Source organism: Mesorhizobium captivum, from assembly GCF_033977165.1.
Lineage (GTDB): Bacteria > Pseudomonadota > Alphaproteobacteria > Rhizobiales > Rhizobiaceae > Mesorhizobium > Mesorhizobium captivum.
In genome coordinates this window covers 1-22,584 of sequence record NZ_JAVIJB010000006.1, presented here as the reverse complement: position 1 = coordinate 22,584, position 22,584 = coordinate 1, and the positions used below count along the sequence as shown (strand labels likewise).

General features: G+C 62.4%; 18 protein-coding genes. 4 read left to right on the top strand and 14 right to left on the bottom strand.

What is annotated here, in order from left to right:
* Positions 1-23: 23 nt before the first annotated feature.
* From RFM40_RS07470 to RFM40_RS07430, 9 genes are all read right to left on the bottom strand, one after another.
* On the bottom strand, positions 24-2,897 hold the full coding sequence (locus RFM40_RS07470; protein WP_320277351.1) for a glycosyltransferase family 4 protein: 2,874 nt from the start codon (positions 2,895-2,897) through the stop codon (positions 24-26).
* Positions 2,894-4,252: a methyltransferase domain-containing protein gene (locus RFM40_RS07465; RefSeq protein ID WP_320277350.1), complete on the bottom strand. Its 1,359-nt coding sequence runs from the start codon at positions 4,250-4,252 to the stop codon at positions 2,894-2,896. Before RFM40_RS07465 ends, RFM40_RS07470 begins: the two co-directional genes overlap by 4 nt.
* A complete protein-coding gene (locus RFM40_RS07460; RefSeq protein WP_320277349.1) occupies positions 4,249-5,478 on the bottom strand; it encodes an ABC transporter ATP-binding protein in 1,230 nt (409 codons plus the stop codon). The genes RFM40_RS07465 and RFM40_RS07460 overlap by 4 nt, the downstream gene beginning before the upstream one ends.
* Positions 5,478-6,263 (bottom strand): ABC transporter permease, encoded by a 786-nt coding sequence (locus RFM40_RS07455; protein WP_320277348.1) that lies wholly within the window; start codon positions 6,261-6,263, stop codon positions 5,478-5,480. The genes RFM40_RS07460 and RFM40_RS07455 overlap by 1 nt, the downstream gene beginning before the upstream one ends.
* Before the next feature lie 27 nt (positions 6,264-6,290).
* Complete coding sequence (locus RFM40_RS07450; protein WP_320277347.1) at positions 6,291-7,271, bottom strand: GDP-mannose 4,6-dehydratase; 981 nt, start codon at positions 7,269-7,271, stop codon at positions 6,291-6,293.
* Positions 7,268-8,257, bottom strand: a complete 990-nt coding sequence (gene gmd, locus RFM40_RS07445) for a GDP-mannose 4,6-dehydratase (RefSeq protein WP_320277346.1) — start codon at positions 8,255-8,257, stop codon at positions 7,268-7,270. Before gmd ends, RFM40_RS07450 begins: the two co-directional genes overlap by 4 nt.
* A gap of 52 nt (positions 8,258-8,309) precedes the next feature.
* Positions 8,310-9,722, bottom strand: coding sequence for a mannose-1-phosphate guanylyltransferase/mannose-6-phosphate isomerase (locus RFM40_RS07440; RefSeq protein WP_320277368.1), 1,413 nt, complete (start codon positions 9,720-9,722; stop codon positions 8,310-8,312).
* 6 nt (positions 9,723-9,728) lie between these two features.
* Positions 9,729-11,156: a phosphomannomutase gene (locus RFM40_RS07435; protein ID WP_320277367.1), complete on the bottom strand. Its 1,428-nt coding sequence runs from the start codon at positions 11,154-11,156 to the stop codon at positions 9,729-9,731.
* Between the two features lie 431 nt (positions 11,157-11,587).
* On the bottom strand, positions 11,588-12,181 hold the full coding sequence (locus RFM40_RS07430; protein ID WP_320277345.1) for a biotin transporter BioY: 594 nt from the start codon (positions 12,179-12,181) through the stop codon (positions 11,588-11,590).
* A 203-nt stretch (positions 12,182-12,384) separates the two neighbouring features.
* On the opposite strand from RFM40_RS07430, the gene RFM40_RS07425 reads away from it, so the two are divergent.
* On the top strand, positions 12,385-13,293 hold the full coding sequence (locus RFM40_RS07425) for an MBL fold metallo-hydrolase (protein ID WP_320277344.1): 909 nt from the start codon (positions 12,385-12,387) through the stop codon (positions 13,291-13,293).
* Here the strand turns inward: RFM40_RS07425 and RFM40_RS07420 are convergent, their stop codons facing one another.
* Both RFM40_RS07420 and RFM40_RS07415 read right to left on the bottom strand, forming a co-directional pair.
* Entirely contained in the window at positions 13,294-14,079 is a 786-nt protein-coding gene (locus tag RFM40_RS07420; RefSeq protein ID WP_320225621.1) for a DUF1499 domain-containing protein, read from the bottom strand.
* Positions 14,080-14,158: 79 nt separating this feature from the next.
* On the bottom strand, positions 14,159-15,787 hold the full coding sequence (locus RFM40_RS07415; protein WP_320277343.1) for a fatty-acid--CoA ligase: 1,629 nt from the start codon (positions 15,785-15,787) through the stop codon (positions 14,159-14,161).
* Between the two features lie 195 nt (positions 15,788-15,982).
* On the opposite strand from RFM40_RS07415, the gene RFM40_RS07410 reads away from it, so the two are divergent.
* Together RFM40_RS07410 and RFM40_RS07405 are read left to right on the top strand one after the other, a co-directional pair.
* Complete coding sequence (locus RFM40_RS07410; RefSeq protein ID WP_320225623.1) at positions 15,983-16,339, top strand: hypothetical protein; 357 nt, start codon at positions 15,983-15,985, stop codon at positions 16,337-16,339.
* Between the two features lie 112 nt (positions 16,340-16,451).
* A complete protein-coding gene (locus RFM40_RS07405; protein WP_320277342.1) occupies positions 16,452-16,841 on the top strand; it encodes a DUF427 domain-containing protein in 390 nt (129 codons plus the stop codon).
* Positions 16,842-17,098: 257 nt separating this feature from the next.
* On the opposite strand, the gene RFM40_RS07400 is transcribed toward RFM40_RS07405, so the two are convergent.
* The 3 genes from RFM40_RS07400 to ppdK all read right to left on the bottom strand — a co-directional run bounded on the left by RFM40_RS07400 (position 17,099) and on the right by ppdK (position 21,901).
* Positions 17,099-17,839 (bottom strand): polysaccharide deacetylase family protein, encoded by a 741-nt coding sequence (locus RFM40_RS07400; RefSeq protein ID WP_320277341.1) that lies wholly within the window; start codon positions 17,837-17,839, stop codon positions 17,099-17,101.
* Positions 17,840-17,990: 151 nt separating this feature from the next.
* Entirely contained in the window at positions 17,991-19,094 is a 1,104-nt protein-coding gene (locus RFM40_RS07395; protein WP_320277340.1) for a glycosyltransferase family 9 protein, read from the bottom strand.
* A gap of 122 nt (positions 19,095-19,216) precedes the next feature.
* On the bottom strand, positions 19,217-21,901 hold the full coding sequence (ppdK, locus tag RFM40_RS07390; RefSeq protein ID WP_320277339.1) for a pyruvate, phosphate dikinase: 2,685 nt from the start codon (positions 21,899-21,901) through the stop codon (positions 19,217-19,219).
* A 219-nt stretch (positions 21,902-22,120) separates the two neighbouring features.
* Between ppdK and RFM40_RS07385 the strand changes: the two genes are divergently transcribed.
* Entirely contained in the window at positions 22,121-22,465 is a 345-nt protein-coding gene (locus RFM40_RS07385) for a VOC family protein (RefSeq protein ID WP_320277338.1), read from the top strand.
* The last annotated feature ends 119 nt before the right edge of the window (positions 22,466-22,584 follow it).

Sequence of the window (22,584 nt, the reverse complement as noted above, 5' to 3'; positions counted from 1 at the left end):
ACCAAGACATCCGAGCCACCCGCCTACAAAGCCACGCGCAGCGGGCTGCCGAACCAACCCACCCCCTCTTGCAGGAGTTCGATGTCGACGAACGCGCCCCCGCGCTCTTTTAACGAGGCGGGTATGTTGAGGGCCATATAGTGCGTATCACCCGGCGCCAGCACAAACGGGATGTGAGAGCGCGCATTGTCATACTGGAAGCGCTCGCCCGCAATGTCGACCGCATGATAGCCCAGCGCAATCCCCAGGTACCTGTCGGTCGGGCCGAAGCTCGACCACACTGTCCCGGATAGGTTGGTCACACTGACAACGATCTTCAGCGCGTTACCGTCATCGGTCCCGTGGGGGCCTTCCACGAGTTCGAGGCGGTGGGCGCGTTGCTGCCCCTTGAGGACTGCCGCGATCCGTGTGTCGCCAAGATCGGTCGGCAGCGCGAAAGGCCTGGGGGACTGCGGCTCATAGACCTCGTACCACTTCTGCCCGACGACGACATCTTGAAGCTGTGCCGCGCTCTCGGACCAGGTCGGCCACAACGTCTCGCGGGACTCGGCAGGTGCGCTCTTCAGGAAGCGCTTGACCTCCGTGGCCAGCGCGGTGGGAGAGCCGACCTCGAAGAAATGCGCCGCGGCCGCACCCTTGCCCACTTCGCGGAACACCGGAATGTCGCTGGCGAGCACTGGCTTGCCGAAATGGCCTGCCTCGACGATGGGCAAGCCGAAACCTTCGGCAAAGGAGGACGCGATCAAGGCGTCGCACGCCTCGTAGAGAGCACCCAGCTCGCTATCGCCGACCTTTTCGTGCAAATGCAGGCGCTTGCCAAACTCGGCATGGCTGCGAATGCGCTGGACGAGATGAGAGATGCCCCAGCCGATCTTTCCGACGATGACGAGCTCGGCATCGACACCCTCGGCCCACAATGCCTCGAAGGCTTCCAGCGCCACGCGGTGGCCCTTGCGCGGTTCCAGCGTTCCCACCATCAGGAAGCAAGGGCGGGCCGCGTCCTTGCCGCGGCGAATTGGTTTCGGTGGAGGCTCCATCGCCGCGAAATCCGCGCCGAGCTGCCAGTAGCCGATTTTCATTCGGCGTGGAAACCGGATGCCTGCGAGCAAATCCAGCAATTCGTCGGCGACCGCGCGAGAGATACAGATAATGCCGGTGGAATAGATGAGCGCTGTTTGAAACCAGGCGCTGAAAATAGGCGGCATGCCTTCATGGCAAAAGGCTGCCGAACGCAGCGGGACCGTATCATAAAGGCAGGATATGACATCGCCGCCTTTGAGCAAGACCGGGCGGAGAAACGCCGGATGAAGAGTATGGAAAGGCCAGGAACTGTCGAGCATCAAGACCGTATCGCCGGCCTGTGGCCGCAGCCGGTTCTCCTGTCGCTTCGAGGGCGGGCGCGCCGTCCATTCCCTTGCAAAGTACCAGCCGGTGTGGTCGTCGCAGAACGAGATGTATTTGCTCTCGTCTTTGGATCCGCTCGGGAACATGCTTTCGCAGATTCGTCGAACGACGCGTTGAATGCCGGTTCGGTGGTCATCTATCAGTGTCGCGCTGGCGTCCACCAGAAGCCGCGGCCTCGTCGGCTCCGGCTCGGCGAGGGCCATCAAGGTCGACACGTCTTCCTCGTCATCTCTCTTGATGGCGCCGAGCGCTTCGACGAGGTCGACCTGCGGCGCAGCCATGCGCCGGTCGAGTCCGTGCAGGCCCTGAACGACATGGTCTGCGACGTTTCGCCAACTGAACGTGTCAATTCTATCCTGCGCGAGTTCTTTCAGCTTTTTGGCGTCGAGTTTGCCCGCTGCTACTGTTTCGATCTTCTCCGCAAGGTCCAAAGGTGATGCGGGGTCAAAGAGCAGAGCGTCATCTCCGACAACCTCGGGAACTGCGCCTGCTCTGGCCGCGATTGCAGGCGTTCCGCAGGCGATTGCTTCTAGCGCCGTCAGGCCGAAGCCCTCCATGAACGAGGGCTGGACTAGTGCAACCGCCCCTTTGTAGAGGCGGACCAGCGTTCTGTCATCGACCGCGCCCGCGAATACGACCTGATCAACCGGCAAACCATGAGATTGCCAAATGTTGGAGTATTCGACTTTTTCGTCGAAGTTAATCTCGCCAGCTACAACAAATTTCAAGGATTCCTGCAATGATTTTGAAATTTTTCCAAAAGCTTTTGGTATTATCTCGAGATTCTTTCGCCAATCTAGGCCGCCAACATAAAGAATGTATCTGCCGATACCATCGTTGTCACTATCATCGTTTTTTCTGATAAGCTCTACAAAGCGCTCGGATATGCCGGTACCAATACATATATCATTTGACAATTCAGAGAATTGCCGAAATTCCCGAGAAGAGAAATCCGAGATGGTGAACGCCAGATCAAAATTCTTGTATTTGGAAAGGCGCCGATGATAATACTCCCGTTGACGGGTATCGCGCATGTATTTGTCAGGAAATCTGAACGGGATCGCATCATAAAAAATGGCTGCAGTTCTGACCGCCGCCAATGAACCGCCGAGATACGGAACGGCCGCATCGACGGCGCCTTCGAACGGGCTCGCGGACAGGGCGACGTCTGGACCGAGTTTATTGACATGATGGACGAGCGCTAATTCGCTGCGGCCGCGCCACGCCGTGTGGCCATAGTCGGCTTCCCCCCCTTCGACTTTCCCGTGCCAGACATAGATGCGGTCCGACGGCACGATTCCCGAAAGCAGGGATCGAGCGGCAATTGTAGCCTCGGGCATCGCAGCATTAAGAGAAACCAGGAGTTCAATGCCGCTTTCATGGGCCGAAAGGGCGCGGAGCAGATCCAACACGTAGCGCCCAATTCCGCGTTTTCGGCTATGCGTCTGCAGACATTGGCCGTCGACCCAAAGTCTCAATGGCTGTGAGGTCATATCTGCTTTCCAGCCCTGAGGCGTTTATGCCACGCACCAAGCGCAACGGGGTCCGGCTCAAGCTTCCAGCCTGTGTCGATGGCGACCAAACCGCTGTTTGCCCGTGCGAAACCCAGAAGGCGGCGTTCGAGTGGCGGAGCGAGCCGCACCACTCGTTGGACAATTGCGGTCGTGCGAGGTCTTCGGCGCAACCATAGAAGGCCATGCTGCATCACAAGTTTGATATTTGCCTTTGGAGCTCGACCAACAGCGCGGAAGCTATCGACAATACCACGGATTGGCGCTGTGACTCTCCACGAGGTCGAATTCTGAAACGCTGCTACCTGATCTGTCAGTTGTTGAACCTCTTCCTTGAGAGTCGCGGTGCGTTGGCCCAAGCGAGCTATTTCGGCATCTCGCTCAGCCAGAGCGTTATCTTTTGCTTTGGCGTTCTCCAATTGCCTGGCGAGCGAAGCCATCGTGTCCTGAAGCACAATATTTGCGGTGCGCACGAGCTCCGATTGGGCCGCGAGATTGTCGGTCAATTGGCGAAGCTGGTCCGCATTGGAGGATATGGTTGCCTTGACCTCTTCCGATATGCCGACGATCTCGCCATCGGCCGAACGGAGCCATTGCTTGATCTGGTTCGTATCCGAGGGCACCTGTTGCGATGCGGTTCCGACAAATGTGGCAAGCGCATTGGGGCCGTCGACGGCACGCTTTCTCGCCAGGCAGGCATAGTCGCGCGCCACCTCGAACATGAGGTGGACACTGCGCTCCATCGGCCCTGCCTCGATCATCGGCGCGCCATTCAGCCTCAGAATCGCCGTTTCAGCAAAGCCGGCCTGTCCCACCAGGAATTCGAGCAGATCCGGCGGCAGGGGACGTTTGTGAGTGGGATCGAGATGGAAAGTATGCGTGCCGACCGAGATGTTTTCCGGGTTGGGCGTTTCCAGGATCAGCAAGCCATCGTCAGTCAGCACTCTGTTGCATTCATCCAGCAGTCCGATCAGGTAGTCCGTCGGCACATGCTCGACCATGTGGAAGGCAGAAACGACTGCCACACTTTTGTCCGGCCTGCCTTTGAGATGTTCGAGCGCGCCCTGCAATTCGACCTTGAGGCCGTTGTCGATGGCCTCCTGCGCCATGCGCGCGTTCGTGTCCACGCCCACCGCTTCCAGCCCAGCCTCGGCGAGCACCTCCAGCCACTCGCCGCGTCCGCAGCCAAGATCAATTGCAAGGGTCGGTCCCTCGGCATGCCGCGGCACCCGTGCCAACAGGGGTTGGTAGATCTTGAGCCGTTCCTTGACGAGTTCTCTCGATCCGCGAAAACGGTCCTCGAAGGCCTTATACAGATCGTCAAAGCTCTTGTTCATCGGACGATTTCGAACGCGTGTTCAAGGCGGCTCGTCCCGACAAAGAAGGGACGGTCTGAATTGATGACGTCAAAAACCTCGATGTTCTCTATCCAGTCGTAATTGTTGTCGATGTGCACGTCTCCCGTATGCAGCGCGACCGAGAGGCCATATGAACCCTGGCCAAGAGCGCAGGCAAGGCGCAGGCGGCATTCGACCTTGTCTCCGGCTGCAATGTTTGAAAGCACCTGACCCGTGTGCCAGGTGTTGGTTCCCCAGACGGTATGGCCGGCTCGGTCCCTCAGCATGAAACCGATGACGAGCTCCGGAATATCCTCCTTCGCGACGATGCGGGTTTGAACCGTCACGCTCTGACCGGAGACGGCGGTCTTGATCGGCGCTCCGCTGTCGCCGTCGGTCAGCGCCACCGATTCGACCGCAACCGCCTTTGTCCCGCTGCGGCTGTAGAGCCACTGGTCCTTTTCTCGCCGCTGCTCGACGGTCAGCTTGTCGTTCTCCCTGGCCGCGATCATGGCGTTGTAATAGTCGACGACTTCGTCCGGTTCGCCATCCTTCAGGATCGTGCCTTTGTCGAGCAAGATCACCCGGTCGCTCAACGCTCGAACGTCGCCCATGCCGTGAGTGACCAGGATAATGGAAGCGCCTTGCGCCTTGAATTGCCTTATCCGGTCGAAGCTCTTGTGCTGGAAGTAACTGTCGCCGACGGAAAGAACCTCGTCGACGATCAGGATATCGGGCCGTCTCGCCGTGGCGAGCGCGAAGGCCAGCCGCGCTTGCATACCGCTCGAATAGATTCGGGTGGGTTCATCAAAGAATTCGCCGATTTCGGCAAACTCCTCGATGCTGGGCATCAGGGCCGTCAGTTCCTGCTGGGAAAAGCCCATCAGCCCGCCTGCCTGGTATACGTTCTGGCGCCCGGTGAACTCCGGGTTGAAACCGAGGCCGAGTTCGAGGATGGCGCTGACCCTCCCGGTCACTATGACCGAGCCGACCGTCGGGCGAACGGTCCCTGTGATCATCTTGAGCAGCGTGCTTTTTCCGGCGCCGTTCTGCCCGATCAGGGCAACAGCCTCACCCTGCCTGACCTGAAAGGAGACGTCCCGGTTTGCCCAGAACTCGCTTTGCGGCGCAATAGACGCGCCGAACCAGTTCGCAAATCTTTGCAGATTGCTCCGATACGTGGTGTAGGACTTGCCCACGTGGGAGACATCAAGAACTACCGACATCAGAGGGCATCCACCAACTCAGGGCTAGCACGACGAAACACGGCGAAGGAGAGCAATACCGCAAGGCCGCCGATCAGAAGCGTAGGCAACAGACTTGTCCATTGCGGACCCTGGTTGAGCAGAAGAGCGTCCTGATAAAGCCCGACCAGAGGCGTCATCGGATTGAGCGCGAGCAGCCACTGGAAGTGTTGCGGCACGACACTTCTCAAGTAAACGATAGGCGTGAACCAGAACCAAAGCTGCATGAAAACGCTCATGAACTGAGCGACGTCACGCGCGAACACATTCAGCACTCCCAGGAAAACGCCGATACCAAATGCCATGGCTGAAATCACCAGCATTCCAGGAACGAGATACAGCCATGCCAAGCCGGGAAAATGGCCGAAAAACAGGAATATGATCATAATCGCGGCAAGCAGGAGCACATGATTGATGATCGCGCTCCCCAGAATGATCACCGGAAGGCAAAGGCGCGGAAAAGCAATCTTCTTCATCGCCGAAGCCTGCTCGATGAAGATGCCGATGCTCCTGTTCAATATCTCGCTGAACAGACCCCAGGCGGCCATGCCCGAAAGGAGATAGATCGGATAGGCGGCCGTGTTGTCGCTGTTGGGCATGCGGGCGCGCATGACTTCCGCGAGTACGATCGAAAAAATCAGAGATTGTGCGAGCGGGTGAAGGATGAACCAAAGCGCCCCCAGGCGCGAGCGCGCAAAACGACCGCGCAGTTCGCCCCTGATGGAGGACATGATGAAATGGCGGTATTGCCACAGGCTTCGGAACATAGGTTTGACCTTTTGCGTGGCGCGTCGTCAGCGGGGGGTACAATTTCGACGCCAATAACCCAAAACGTCGGCCAATGTTTGCTCAAACGATACCAAAGGCGCCCAGTTCAATCTTTCGCGTGCTTTTGATGCATCACCGCAAGCGACGGGGATCTCGTTCGGTCGAAGCCTTTGCGGGTCTGCGCGCACTTCGATCTCGATGCCCGACTGCGCAATAAGCGCGTCCAGGATAGCGCGAATCTTGCGAGCCTGCCCGGACGCGATGTTATAGACACAGTCAGCCCCGGTCTTAGTGTCCTGGATCGCGGCGATCGCATAGGCGCGCACGACGTCGCGAACGTCGAGAAAGTCGCGCTCGGCTTCGAGATTTCCGACATGAATGACCGGCTCGCGCTTGCCCGATAGGATTTCGGCGACCTGGCGCGCGAAATCGGAGACCACATAGGTGTCGGACTGGCCAGGGCCGGTGTGGTTGAACGGGCGAAAGCGAATGGCGCGCAGGCCATCATAGGACATCTGCCCGATCATCAGGTCGGCTGCCGCTTTGGTGGCGCCGTAAACGTTCACCGGTCGGAGCGGGGCGTTTTCCGTCAGGGGACCAGCCGCGTTCTGGAAAGAGGCTCCGTAGGCTTCCGAGCTGCCAACGTAGACGAACCTCGCCTCCGGAGCATGGCGCATCACGGATTCGGCCAGATTCATCGTCCCCGTCACATTGACGTCCCAGGCATGCCGCGGCTCGTTGCGTGCATCGGAAGGAGCCGCGACCGCGGCCAAATGGACAAGCGCGGTGGGTTGGATTTCGCGCACGGCATCATCGATCGCCTCCCGGTCCCGCAAATCGATCGGGTTTCGCCGGCCCTCGCCATGACCGAGCACGAATACCTTGCAGCCAGCGTGCTCCCGCTCCAGCAACTGCAACAACGCCGTGCCGACAAACCCGCCGGCGCCGGTTACCAGGATGCGATGCGTCAACGTACCGACCATGTTGGCAAGGGGCTTTCCGATCACCCGCGTCTCGGCGGGTTGGCATGCCGCTCAAGATCCGCATCCACCATTTCGCAAATCATCTCTTCCAGCGAGATCGTCGCCTCCCAGCCCAGCTTTGCCTTGGCCTTGGCCGGATTTCCAAGCAGCACTTCGACTTCCGCCGGCCTGAACAGGTCGGGATCGATCACAAGGTGGTCGTCCATCTTCAGCCCCACATGCTCGAAGGCAATGCGGCACATGTCGCGCACGGTCGTCGTCCTGCCGGTAGCGACGACATAGTCGTCCGGCTGGTCCTGCTGCAGCATCAGCCACATGGCGCGGACATAGTCCTTCGAATGGCCCCAGTCGCGCTTGGCGTCGATGTTGCCGAGCCGCAATTCCCTGGCCATGCCCTTCTTGATACGCGCGACCGCGTCGGTGACCTTGCGGGTCACGAACTCGATGCCGCGAAGCGGCGATTCGTGATTGAACAGGATGCCGCTCGAAGCGTGCAGGCCGAAGCTTTCGCGATAGTTGACGGTGATCCAGTGGCCATAAAGCTTCGCGACCGCATAAGGGGAGCGCGGGTAGAAGGGCGTGGCCTCCGACTGCATCGGCTCCTGGATAAGGCCGTACATTTCCGACGACGAGGCCTGATAGAAACGCGCCTCGGGGATTTCGAGGCGCAGCGCTTCGAGCACGTTGGTCACGCCCATGCCGGTGACGTTGCCGGTCAGGATCGGCTGCTGCCATGAGGATTTGACGAAGGATTGAGCGGCAAGATTGTAGACTTCATCCGGCCTTACGTCGCGCATCGTCCGCGCCAGGCCAGACAGGTCCGTCAGATTTCCGTCGACGATCCGGACATCCTTCTCGATGCCCAGCCATTTCAGGCGCGTCGTGTTGACGTCGGCCGTGCTCGACCGCCGTGCAAGTCCGTGGACCTCGTAACCCTTTTCAAGCAAAAGCTCCGCCAGATAGGCGCCGTCTTGCCCGGTGATGCCGGTTATCAATGCTGTCTTTGTCATCTAATGCTTCCGATGTAACTGATGATTGCCGGCCTCGCCGGCCAATGAATCGTCAGGCGCGTCCATAAACATCGTCGAAACGCACGATGTCGTCCTCGCCCAGATACTCCCCGCTTTGCACCTCGATCATGACGAGCGGCAGTATACCCGGGTTTTCCAGGCGATGCTTGTGGCCGCAGGGGATATAGGTGGACTGGTTGGTCGTAAGCAGGATCTCGCTCTCGCCATTGACGACCTTCGCTGTCCCGCTCACCACAACCCAGTGTTCGGAGCGGTGATGATGCGCCTGGAGGCTGAGGCGGGCGTTCGGCTTCACCTCGATCCGCTTGATCTTGAAGCGATGCCCCTCCTCCAGGACGGTGTAGGTGCCCCACGGGCGGTGCACGGTGCGATGCAGGGTCGCGGTCTCGTGCCCGTCCGCCTTGAGGCGGTTATAGAGGTCCTTCACTTCCTGCGCCTTGTCCTTGTGCGCGACCAGAAGCGCGTCCGGCGTGTCGACGATCAAAAGGTCCGAGACGCCGACCAGACCGACCAGCCGGTCCTCGCTGTGCACGTAGCAGTTCGCCGCGTCGTGCAGGATTGCTTCGCCGGTAGCTCGGTTGCCCCTGTCGTCGGCCGAAACAAGCTCCGACAGCACGGACCATGAGCCGATGTCCGACCAATCGAAACCGCAGGGAACGAACCCCACGTTGCTTGCCTTCTCCATCACCGCATAGTCGATGGAAACGGCGGGAACAGCCGCGAAGCTGTCCCTGTCCACTTCAACGGTAAGCCGATCCCTCGCATCGCTTGCCCTGCCTTTCTCGAGTGCCGCGCGCGCACTGGACAAGACATCCGGGCACAGGTCCTGCATGGCTTCGAGCATCGAGCGGGCCGTAAAACAGAACATGCCCGAGTTCCAGAAGAAACGGCCGCTGGCGATGAATTGGGCGGCTGTCGCCGCATTCGGCTTTTCCACGAACCGAAGGACCTTATCCCCCTCGGCCTCGACATAGCCAAAGCCTGTTTCAGGGCGGTCAGGCTTCACGCCGAACGTGACGATCCGGCCCGAAGCCGCAAGCGACGCCGCTTTCGCCACGCTGGCGCGGAAGCCGGCCTGATCCAATATCAGGTGATCCGCGGGAAGCACGACGAGAATGGCGTCCGGGTTCTTACGCGCGACATGCAATGCCGCGAGCGCGACCGCGGCCGCGGTGTCGCGGCCGAACGGCTCCAGCAGGAACGTGTTCTTCACGCCTGGCGCGGCCACCTCGGCATATTCATCCGCCGTGAGAAACAACAGATCACGGTTGGTGACCGTCACGACATGATCGACGCCTTCGAGTTCCACGGCGCGGGCGAAGGTCTTGCGGATGAGCGTCCCGCCCTCCGGCAGCGGGATAAAGGGTTTTGGGTGCAGGGCGCGGGAAATCGGCCAGAGCCGGGAACCGACACCGCCGCTTATGATGACAGGAACGATGTTGATCAAACTTCAACTTTCCAAGATTTGAGCTCGGCCGAGAGCGAGGCCCCACTCGAGCAATTCGTCCGCGCGGGGTTGCGCTTCTGCTTCGACGTAGCACCGCAATTCGGGAGCATTGCCCGACGCGCGGAAGTGCACAACTTCTGCGTTGCGGGCGGTGATACGCACACCGTCACGGTTGTCAATATTGGCGACGCCGCCGAGAACCGCGAAGATTTTGTCGGCATAGGCCGCGTCAGTTGCCAGCTTGCCGAGAAAGGACGCGCTGTTCTCGCTCGGCACACCTTCGAGCCGGCCGCTTGCGCCGGCAAGAAAGCGAAAGTCGGCCGCGATCCGCGCGAGCGGGCGGCCGGTCGTCGCAATCGCTGAAAGCACGCAAAGAATTGGCAATAGCGAATCCCGCGTTCGCAAGGCCGGAAGGCTGCGCCCGTCCTTCTCGACAGTCGAACCCAGGAGAACGCCGCCATTCGCCTCGAACCCCACGACAAGTCTTGCGCCCTCGGCGAGAGCTGTGCCGATACCTTCGATGACGTAGGGCGATCCCACGCGTGTGCGAAGAACCCTCGCGAAATACCCGCAACGTTCGAGGGCTGAATTGGAACTGACCGGTGTGACGACGCAGTCGGCGCCCAGGAAACGCGCGGTGATTGCGCCGACCAGATCGCCGCGCACGAAAATGCCGCTGTTGTCGGCGACGAGCGGCCTGTCGCTGTCGCCATCCGTTGACACGATCGCGTCGAACCGCTCTGCCGCGGCCCAGTCCTTGAGTAGCGCCACATCCTCCGGCCTGAGCGCTTCGGTGTCGACCGGAATGAAATGGTCGGCCCTGCCCAGGGGTATCGTTTCGGCCCCAAGCCCGCGAAGAATGTCGACAATGATGTCTCTCGCCACGGACGAATGCTGGTAGACGCCGACGCGCAGCCCAGAAAGGCTGCCCTTCTCAAAGAAGCCGAGAAACCGTTCGGCGTAGCGGCGCGACGGCTCGGCGCCCAACCGCGCGGGTTCAACCGGCGACCGTGGGGGGACCGTATCCTTCATGCCCGCGTGGATTTCGACAATGTCGCCCTCATCGCGCTTGTCGATCTCGCCGTCCGCCCGGTAGAATTTGAGCCCGTTTCTGTCTTCGGGAATGTGACTGCCGGTGACCATGATTGCCGGCGCATTCTCGCTGTTGGCGTAAAGCGCGAGCGCGGGCGTAGGCAACGCTCCGCAGTCGACCGGCACCAGCCCGGCCCCGGCTATCGCCGCATGAACAAGCTGCGCGATCTCGGGACTGGAGGCGCGAAGATCACGCCCGACATAGACCTTCGAGCCTTCCTTCAACGAGCCCCGATCCTGGAGCATGCGAACGAAAGCGGCTGTGTAGATAAATGCCGGCGGCCCCCGAAGCTCGCTGACGAGACCGCGCAGTCCACTGGTGCCGAACTTCAAAGTCACGCTTGGCCATCCTTTCCGGAGAAAGTCGGCCCGGCGCAAGTCAGGCAAACCGACATCAATTTACACAGCCTGCGGCAGCGTGGTGCGTGCGTGGAGCATCGAACAACGCGCCCCTACGGAGCAAAGCCACTTAAACGGCTGGCTGAGTATTCCGTTAGATTTCCCTAATACTACCGGACAAAGGAGCGTTCCCCTGTCTCCAGCAAGGATAGTTCCTTTCAAGAAGGTCTCCTTGAGTTGCCGAACCCCCCGGCCCCGCAAGCTGCCCGTGCTTAGGTTTCGCGAACTGGCTTGTCAATCTCCGGCTGAGGCAGCGCACAGCCGTCCCGCTGATTTCGGCCAGATGGCGGGCACCGATGCGTCAACGCCGTCCAAACAAAAAGCCGGCGGGTGAGCGCCGGCTTTTTGCTGGTTCCGTTCGAACGCATTTTTCAGGGCCGCTTCGGCAGCAGCGCCCAGACGGCCGGCACCAGGCTGGCGGCCAAAGCCACCTTGATCAGATCGCCGGCGATGAACGGCGCGACGCCGAACTGCCACGACTTTTCCGGCCCGATGAGGGCCGCCAGCCAGGCAAAGCCCATCGCCATCATGATGATCTCGGCGGCAAGCATGGCGCCGAACAGCTTCACCGGATGACGGTCCCAGCCGCGATCGGCGGCCCAGCCGGCGATCGCCGCCATCACCACGAAGCCGGCGAGATAGCCGCCGGTGGAGCCCAGCATGTAGGCGATGCCGATGCCCTTCTCCGGCGTGCCCTGGAAGACCGGCAGGCCGATCGCGCCTTCGGCGAGGTAGAGGATGAGGGTGGCGACGGCGAGGCGCATGCCGAAGGCCGAGGCGATCAGCAGGACGGCAAGCGTCTGCAGCGAGATGTCGACCGGGCCGAGCACCACTTTCGTCTTCGCCGATAGCGTGAGGAGCAGAGTTCCGACAAGCGCCAGAAAGAGCTGCGTGGCGAGCCGGGCCGCGCCCTGGTCGGGCAGAGCGAGAGAAACGAGCGGACGCATCGTGGTTGCAGTTGCCATGGTCTTCCCCGTTGTGGCTGATTTGCTGGCTTTAAAACGCGTCGCGCAGAACGGATTCAGGCGACGCGCTTTAAAAACTTTGTCTTGATGCATGTCGTTCTCCCAAAACCGCTGCGCACTTTTGGGCGACATGCATTGATTTTCCTATATTGGCTTCCGGAGGACGCGGCAATCATTTTGCCGCGCGAGCAGCAGGGCCCGGCATGGCACTTGAATTCGACACACGCTTCGATCCCGCCTATGGCCAGTCGGTCGCTGTTGCGCCCGACGTTCTGCGCATCACCGCCAGAAATCCAAGCCCGTTCACCTTCCACGGCACCAACAGCTATGTCGTCGGCCGCGACACGCTTGCCGTGATCGATCCGGGGCCAGATGACGATCAGCATCTCGAAACGCTGCTCACGGCGATCGGCGGCCAGCCAGTCAGCCACATCTTCGTCAGCCACACCCACCGCGACCATTCGCCGCTCGCGGCGCGGCTGAAAGAGCGCACCGGCGCCACCGTGCTCGCCGAGGGCCCACACCGGCCGGCACGGCCACTGCGCATCGGCGAGGTCAACCCGCTCGACGCCAGCGCCGACCTCGGCTTCGCGCCCGATGTCGCGCTGGCGGAGGGCAGCCTTATCCATGGCGACGGCTGGGCGATCCGCACGGTGCTGACGCCCGGTCACACCGCCAACCACGCGGCCTTTGCGCTCGAAGGGACCGGCGTCCTGTTTTCGGCCGACCATGTCATGGCCTGGGCAACCTCCATCGTCGCGCCCCCAGACGGCGCGATGGCCGACTACATGAAATCGCTCGACAGGCTGATCGAGCGCGGCGACCGTTTGCTGTTGCCCGGCCATGGCGGGCCGGTCACCGCGCCGCGAATGTTCATGCGCGGGCTGAAGACGCATCGCAAGATGCGCGAGCGGGCGATCCTGGAGCGCATCCGCAGCGGCGACAGGAGGATTCAAGAAATGGTCGCGGCGATCTATCGCGACACTGATCCGCGGCTGCACGGCGCCGCCGGCCTCTCGGTGCTTGCCCATCTCGAGGACCTGGTGGCCCGAGGCCTCGTCGCCACCGGAGGCGACCCGGCGATCGACGGCATTTTCAGCCCTGCCGGTTAATCACTCAGCCGGCGCCGCGCCGACCTGGCCGGCGACCTCCTGATCGAGTTCGCCGAGGAAATCGGTGATGCGGGCGGCATTGTCGCCGAGGTCGTAGCGGCCGTAGCGCGAAGCCGAGCGCATGTCGACGATGACCTGCTCGCCGTCGTCGGCGACACGGATGGCGACGTCGGCCGGCAGCCCGAGCACAAAGCCCCGGGCGACCGCGTTGATCGTCGCCTCGCTCTGCCCGCTGATGTCGGGATAGGGCGCGGTCAGCTGCCAGTCGCGCCGGTCGAGAACGGTCTCGACCGCATCGACCACGGTTTCGAAGGGCAGGTTGTAACTGCGCCCGGTGACCAGCGGATAGGCCTCCGCCTGCAGGCTCTGCTCGCCGGGGGTCGGCGGCGACAGCGCGTTCATGTCGCCCGTCCGGTCGCCGGTGTCCAGCACCGGCAAGTCGTCGAGGTCTGTCGAGATGTCGCGCAGCGGCGGATAGATCGTCGCCCAGTAGGCGGCGATGCCGAAAGGGGCAAGCACCAGCAGCGCCAGCAGCGCGCCGATGCTGAGATCGCGGCCGCCGCGATCGCCGAAATTCCAAAGCTTCGACAGGGCAAGCCCGGCGAGCAGCAGCGCGAGCGCCGCAAGCAGCGCGACGAGCGCCAGCACCCACAGGAAAGGCGGCGTGTCGACAAGGTCGAGCCGGTAGCCGGCAACGACGGTCAGCAAAAGGACGAGCGAGAATGCCCCGATCCGCCGCGACCAGCCGGCCGCGCTCGACGTCTGCCGTTCAGGAATTGTAGCCATCATCTGCCGCATCACCCCAACCCGCGCCGAGAGTTAGCGCAGTTCAGCGTTCGGTGGAATCGCCGATTGAATATATTCCTCAATCCGTCGGCAGCCGATACTCCCTGAATTGCTGGCGCAAGGTGGTCTTCTGGATCTTGCCGGTGGCCGTGTGGGGAATTTCGCCGACGAAGGCGACGTCGTCGGGCATCCACCATTTGGCCACCTTGCCGCTCATGAAGGTGAGGATGTCGCTCTTGCTCGGCTCCTTGCCCGGCTTGCGCACGACGACCAGCAAAGGCCGTTCGCCCCATTTGGAGTGCGGCACGCCGATGGCCGCGGCCTCCGCCACATCGGGATGGCCGACGGCGAGATTCTCGAGATCGATGGTGGAGATCCATTCGCCGCCCGATTTGATGACATCCTTGGAGCGGTCGGTGATCTGCATATAGCCGCTGGCGTCGATATGGGCGACGTCGCCGGTGTCGAACCAGCCGTCGGCGTCGAACTGCCCGGCGCCGACGCCGCCGTAATAGGCGCGCGCGATTGCCGGGCCGCGCACCTTGAGACGCCCGAAGGTCTTGCCGTCCCAGGGCAGCGCATTGTCCTCGTCGTCGGTCACCTTCATTTCGACGCCGAAGGGAGGATGGCCCTGCTTGCCCTGGATATCGAGCCGGGCATCGCCCGTCAGCCCTTCATATTCCGGCTTCATGGTGCACAGCGTGCCGAGCGGCGACATTTCGGTCATGCCCCAGGCATGCACGACCTGAACCTCGTATTTGTCCTGGAATTTTGCAGTGATGGCGCGCGGGCAGGATGAGCCTCCGATGACGACCTTGTTGAGATAGGGCAATTTCTTGCCAGTCTCCTCGAGATATTGCAGCAGCATCATCCACACCGTCGGCACCGCCGCGCTGAAGGTGACCTTTTCGGTGTCGAGCAGTTCATAGATCGAGGCGCCGTCCATCTTGCAGCCGGGCATGACCAGCTTGGCACCGATCATCGGCGCGGTCTGGCCGAGGCCCCAGGCATTGGCATGAAACATCGGCACCACGGGCAGGACGACGTCGCGCGTCGAAACACCCATGGCATCGGGCATGGCGGCGATCATGGCGTGCAGCACGTTCGAGCGGTGGCTGTAGAGGACGCCTTTCGGGTCGCCGGTCGTACCGGAGGTGTAGCACATGCCGGCGGCGGTGTTCTCGTCGAAGCTCCTCCAGGCGAAGGCGCCGTCGGCCTCGGCCAGCCATTCCTCATGGGCTACAGCATTCGGCAAGGAGGTTTGCGGCATATGCGCCCGATCGGTCAGCACGATCACTTGTCTGAGCGACTTGACCCCGTGGGCGATTTTTTCCAGCAGCGGCACGAAGGTCAGGTCGACGAAGATCGCCCTGTCCTCGGCGTCGTTCATGATCCAGGCGATCTGCTCGGGAAAGAGCCGCGGATTGAGCGTGTGGTAGATCGCGCCGATGCCCATGATGCCGTACCAGGCCTCGATATGGCGGGCGGTATTCCAGGCAAGCGTGGCGATGCGGTCGCCCAGCCCGAAGCCGTCACGCTCCAGCCGCTGCGCCACCTTGAGCGACCGGTGACGGATGCAAGCAAAAGTCGTGCGAACGATCGGGCCTTCGATCGAGCGCGATACGATCTCGCGCCCGCCGTGCTGGCGTTCGGCGTGATCGATCAGCTTGTGGCAGAGCAGCGGCCATTCCTGCATCAGTCCGAGCATCTCGGTTCCTCCCCTTTTTCGCGCTTTCGCGTTATTGTTTCACGCATTGTGGAATGATCCGGCGGATTGTCCAGCCGCCATAAGTCCAAGGCGGTGGATGGATCGAACGAACCGTGAAATCCGCCATAATCCGGCCATCGTCAGCGTTAAGTTTGATTAATGGGCTGGGTGAGATTGGCGGATGGAGAGGTTCGCATGGACGCGCAGCTCGACGACAAAGCCCTCGAAAGCACGCTTGCCGAAAGTCTGGACGATCTGACGCCGGACTCCAAAACCGTTTCCGACGATGAATTTGCCGAAGTCGTCGGCGGCGCACTGGAGGCTGTCGGTGGAACGCTGCTGTTCAGAATGTGCGTCGACAATGAAGGCGAGGCCCAGCATGTCGCGGCTGCATGCGTCGGAGACGGCGGCAACCGCCAGTTTCTGCTGCTGACGCTGCCGACCTCGGGCGGCGCGCTGAAGGTCGAGACAGCAGCGAGAAGCACCAATCCGGTCGCCGGCATCGCCGCTGCCTATGCGGGCCTCATGGACGCGTTCAAGGCCGCCGCCTGACTGTCGGCTTCGCTTAGAACATTATTTCGTCTGGGCGCGATTTCGCGCCATGGCTCGGTCTTGCGCGAGGCGCTCATCCGCCACACCTTATGGTGGAGTAAGGAGAACCGTCATGGACAAGCGCGCCAACCCCGCCCCCGGCTTTCAACGCAATCCAGACAAGGTGATAACGATCGAACCTTACCGCGGCGCCGTCACGGTGCGCGCCGGCGATGTCGTCGTCGCCAGGTCGACCCGCGCCAGGCTGTTGTCGGAACCGCCCTACCCGGCGGTTTTCTACATTCCCTTCGACGACATCGATTTCACCAAGCTCGCCAGGACCGATCATTCGACGCATTGTCCCTACAAGGGCGACGCGAGCTATTGGAGCGTCCTGCCGGCCGGCGAAAGCGGCAAGGACGCGATGTGGGCCTATGAGCAGCCCTTCGACGAAATGACCGAAATCCGCGATCACGGCGCGTTCTATACGAGCAAGGTCACGGTCGAAGGCGTGGCGGATTGATCGCAAGTTGCGGGGACGCATCGCCGATCACACGCGCTTCACCGTTGGCAGGGGACCCATCGCAACTATTCGAGATTGCCGAAGCGCTTGTCCCAGGCGTAGCAGGAGCGTCAGCTTCGTCGCGAGGACCTGGGATCCTGCCGTGATTTTCTGAGCGCCGCAGCGGTGCAGGAATCCGAAATGCCGGCGGGACAGCGGCCTATCTCGAAAGCTTGCGAGCTTCAGAAGAGTACAATTCCCAGCCGTCCGCGCACGGATCAATCCGTCGTGCCGTCGTTGCCTACGTCCTCAGCATCGTCCAGGCGAACGAAGGTCATGCCCTTCTGCTTCAGGGCCAGCAGGCCCTGGACGACGCCCTCACCCGCCGCATGGGTCGGCTGGTTGATGTGGGCGATGATGACGTCGCCATCCCTGGCGGCGGCGATGCGCCGGGCGGTTTCCTTGGCGCCGAGCAGCGAGCCGCCGTCGCCGTTGAGGGAAAAGCCGGCGATCTTGAAGCCCAACTTGCGGATCATCGCGATCGCCGACGGGCTGTACTCGGCGGTGGCGCCGCGAAACCATTTCGGCGCCGGGCCGCCGGCGCTGGCGAGCGCTGCGGCGCCGGACTCGACCTCGGCCTGGACGGCATCGGGGCTGCCGGCGCTGCTGATGCCGTAGATCTTGCGCGGCGTGTCGACCGCCGGGATATGGCGGCCGCCGTGATTTTCGAGTTCGAACAGGTCCGGATGCGCGCGCAGGATCTCGACAGCGGCGGCGTTGCGCTTCAGCCAGATGCCGGTGACGAAGATGGTCGCGGGGATGCTATTCTCGACCAGCGCCGAGAGAATGCGCGTATCGGTCTTGCCGCCACAGGCGTCGAGCGTGAGCGCTACGCTCCCGCCGTCCCGTTGCTGCTTCAGATGCAATGTCGGCTCGACTAGCGCCGCGGCATTGCCAACCGAGGCCAGCCCGACCGACAAAGCGAGCGCGCAAAGCGATTTCCGAAATAAACCCGTCATTCGTCCCAAGCCCGGCATGCCCAACCGTTCAACGCAAGCTTGCGTCAACAAGACCCGCATCTAGGCGAAAATCGGGACGGCTCGCATCCGAAAACCAACCACGCGACAATTTGCGCGGGCCGGTTGTTTTTATGCATGTCGTTGCCATGCATTAGACTGCCTGCTCCAGCGCCACCTCGGTCCGTGCCAGAAGTTCGCGCACCGCATCGACCACGCTATCCACGTCCAGGCGCCAGACACAGCATGCCTTGCTCGGATCGATGCGCCGGCACAAGTCGCCGCCGACGCAACCGCAAGGCATCGGCGGCCGCAACGAGATGCTGGGAACGCCGACAGGTCCCCACTGAGCCGGATCGGTCAGGCCGAACAGGCCGACGACGGGAGTACCGGCCGCCGCCGCCATATGCATCGGGCCGCTCTCATTGCCGACGAACAGCCTCGCTTCCTTGAACAGCGCCAGCAGCGTTTCGAGCGGGAGCGCGCCGACCAGATTGACGACCGACGTTTTCGCGGCCGTCATGATCTTGTCCGTCGCCTCGTTTTCGTCGGGACCGCCGACCAAAACGACGTCCATGCCGGTTTCCGTCGATATCCGGTCGATCGCGGCGGCAAATCGCTCGGGCTGCCAGCGGCGCCCGGGGAAGCTTGCTCCGGCATGCACCGCCACGAAGCCTTGGGGCCGCAGACGATATTTGCCCAGCAAGGCGAGGACCCGCGTCGTTTCGAGGGGCAGCGGGCGGATGGCCGGCGCCCTGACCCGCAGGTCCACGCCAAGCGCCTCGAGCGGCGACAGATAACGGTGGAGATAGTGCCGCTCGCCGAAAGCGAAGGGCCTCATCCTGACATTGGCAGGCTGGCGTTCATACCAGCGCATGCGCCGTTCCGTCGGGTGGTAACCCAGCCGGACCGGAGCATCGACCAGGCCGGAAAGAATCCGCGACGTTTTCGAGTCGGTTATGTCGATGGTCATGTCGAAGCGGTATTGCCGCAACTCGCGCACCATCTGGAGCAACTCGCGCCCGCGCTGCAGCGGCGTGCCGCGCATTTGGGCGCGGCGGAAGGTGACGACTTCGGCCGCGATGCCGTGCGCGGTGAGGAAGCCAGCGAAGCGCGCCTCACAGAGGAAGACGATGCTGACGCCAGGATATTCGAGCTGCAGGTTCTTGGCCAATGTCGAGGCGAGCACGATGTCGCCGACGAATTTGGTCTGCAGGATCAGGATCGACCGGAAAGAGGTGGGGGAAATCGGCAACATCTGTTTCTGGCACCAAGGAATTCGGAACCAGAAACTGCTTCGGAACGATGTCTGGATTGGGAACCGTCACGCGCACGTTCGCGTGAGTTTCCATACAAAATCGTAAGGTGCCGGCGCGCCGCTCAGGCGCGCTTTGCCTTGTCCTTCGCGGCCGCCACAGCCGCCTGTGCGGCGGCCAGCCGCGCAATCGGCACCCGGTAGGGCGAGCACGACACATAGTCGAGGCGGACCTCCTCGCAAAAACGGATCGATGCCGGGTCGCCGCCATGTTCACCGCAGATGCCGAGCTTGATCCCGGGCCGCGTCGCCTTGCCCTTTTCCGCCGCGATCCGCACCAGCTCGCCGACGCCGTCGACATCGAGCGAAACGAACGGATCCTGCTCGATGATGCCCTTCTGCCGGTAGGTCTCGAGGAAGGAGGCAGCGTCGTCGCGCGAGATGCCGAAGGTCGTCTGCGTCAGATCGTTGGTGCCGAAGGAAAAGAATTCGGCTGCTTCGGCAATGACATGGGCGCGGATGGCCGCGCGGGGGAGCTCAATCATCGTACCTGTGAGGTAGTCGATCTTCGTGCCGGTTTCCTGCATGACGCTTTGCGCGACCGCATCGATGCGCGCCTTGACGTATTGCAGCTCCTTCACCAGGCCGACCAGCGGCACCATGATTTCGGGCACGACAAGCGCGCCGGCTTTGCGGCCGGCTTCGACCGCCGCCTCGAAAATGGCGCGCGCCTGCATCTCGGCGATCTCCGGATAGGAGACGGCGAGCCGGCAGCCGCGATGGCCGAGCATCGGGTTGAACTCATGCAGCGCCTCGGTGCGCTGCCTGAGCTTGTCGGCCGACACGTTCATGGCGGAAGCGACCTCGGCGAGCTCGGCTTCCGTCTTGGGCAGGAACTCGTGCAGCGGCGGGTCGAGCAGGCGGATCGTCACCGGCAGTCCGGCCATGATCTCGAACAGCTCGAGGAAATCCGAGCGCTGCATCGGCAGGAGCTTGTCGAGCGCCGAGCGCCGGTCCTTCTCGGTGTCGGCCAGGATCATTTCGCGCATGGCGACGATGCGGTCGCCCTCGAAGAACATGTGCTCGGTGCGGCAAAGCCCGATGCCTTCGGCGCCGAAGGAGCGCGCCATGCGCGCGTCGAGCGGCGTTTCGGCATTGGTGCGCACCTTCATGCGGCGGGCGGCGTCGGCCCATTCCATGATGGCGGCGAAGTCGCCCGACAGTTCCGGCTGCAGCATGGCGACCGCGCCCTTCAGCACCTGGCCGTTGCCGCCGTCGATGGTGATGATGTCGCCCTTGCGGAAGGTCTGGCCCATCGAGATCAGCGTGCCGGCCTTGTAGTCGACGCGCAGCGAGCCGGCGCCCGACACGCAGGGCTTGCCCATGCCGCGCGCGACCACGGCGGCGTGGCTGGTCATACCGCCGCGCGTGGTGAGGATGCCCTCCGCCGCATGCATGCCGTGAATGTCCTCGGGACTGGTCTCGATGCGCACCAGGATCGCCTTGCGGCCTTGCGCCTTGGCGTCCTCGGCGTCACTCGAGGAGAAGACGATCTCGCCGGTGGCGGCTCCGGGAGAGGCAGGCAGGCCCATGCCTATGACATCGCGCGCGGCCTTCGGATCGATGGTCGGGTGCAGGAGCTGGTCGAGCGAGGCGGGATCGATGCGGGCGACCGCCTCCTCTTGCGTGATCAGCCCGTCCTTGGCCATCTCGACGGCAATCTTCAGCGCCGCCTTGGCGGTGCGCTTGCCGGAGCGGGTCTGCAGCATCCACAGCTTGCCGCGCTCGATGGTGAATTCGAGGTCCTGCATGTCGCGGTAGTGCTTCTCCAGCCGGTCGGAGATGTCAACGAAGGCCTGGAAGGCGTCCGGCATCAGCTTCTGCAGTGACGGCTTGTCGGAGCCAGCGTTAATGCGCGCCGCCTCGGTGATGTTCTGCGGCGTGCGGATGCCGGCCACCACGTCCTCGCCCTGGGCGTTGACGAGGAATTCGCCATAGAGCTGCTTCTCGCCGGTCGAGGGGTTGCGGGTGAAGGCAACGCCGGTGGCGGAGGTGTCGCCCATATTGCCGAACACCATGGCCTGGACGTTGACCGCCGTGCCCCAGCTTTCCGGGATGTCGTGCAGGCGCCGGTAGGTGATGGCGCGGTTGTTCATCCAGCTCGAAAACACGGCGCCGATGGCGCCCCAGAGCTGCTCGCGCGGGTCCTGCGGAAACGGCTTGCCGAGCTCTTCCTCGACCTTCGCCTTGTAGAGCGCGATCACGCCCTGCCATTCGATGGCCGTCAGCTCGGTGTCGAGCTCGTGGCCGAGGCTCGCCTTCCGGTCCTCGAGGATTTCCTCGAAAACCTCGTGGTCGAGGCCCATGACGACGTCGGAATACATCTGGATGAAGCGGCGGTAGCTGTCATAGGCAAAGCGCGCATCGCCGGAATCGGCCGCCAGCGCCTCGACCGTCTCGTCGTTGAGGCCGAGATTGAGCACAGTATCCATCATGCCGGGCATCGAAGCGCGGGCGCCGGAGCGCACGGAGACCAGGAGCAGCTTGGACGGGTCGCCGAAACAGCGCCCGGTGATCTTGCCGATATGGTCGAGCGCCGACAGGACATCCGTCTCAAGTGCTGCCGGATAGGTGCGGCCGTTGGCGTAATAGGCGTTGCAGACATCGGTGGTGATGGTGAAGCCCGGCGGCACCGGCAGGCCGAGGCTGCACATCTCGGCCAGGTTGGCGCCTTTGCCGCCGAGAAGGTTGCGGTCGCCGGCACGGCCTTCGGCGGCGCCGTCGCCGAAGGTGTAAACCCACTTGGTCATACTCGCCCTCCAGGTCCTTGGAAGATAGACAACACCCGGACCAAAGCCCGGTTCCCCGCCCTTCCGATCCGAGCGATAGGATGCTGCAGTGCGAAAGGCAAGGTGTCGGCAAAGCAAGCGCCGCCGCTACAATCGATTAAGCAAAAGCTGCGTCAAAAAGACTTGCCGGTATCGGCCCCCGCGATATAGAACACAACAAGAACAAAGTGGAGTAGCGCAATGAAACTCAACGGAAAACTCGACTATCTGGAACTGCCGGCCACCGGCGGGACGCTGGACAGCGTCAAATCCTTCTACAGCGCGGTGTTTTCCTGGTCGTTCACCGACTACGGGCCGACCTATTCCGCTTTTGGCGAGGGGCTCGACGGCGGCTTCCAGGCCGATGCCGGCGAAGCGTCGGCCAAACCGCTGCCCGTGCTCTATTCCGAAAATCTCGAGGAGACGCTCAACGCGGTTGAGAATGCCGGCGGCGCGATCGTCAAGCCGATCTTCTCCTTCCCGGGCGGCAGGCGGTTCCACTTCACCGACCCGGCCGGCAACGAGCTCGCCGTCTGGGGCGAATAGGGCAGTATGGGAGTAAGGCAGTAGGGAGTAGGGCAGTAGGGGAACAGCGCCATGGACTGCACCCCTGTTGTGAGACAGGGAATAGGTGACAGCGTTAGCGTTAGGCCGCACGGGGCTGC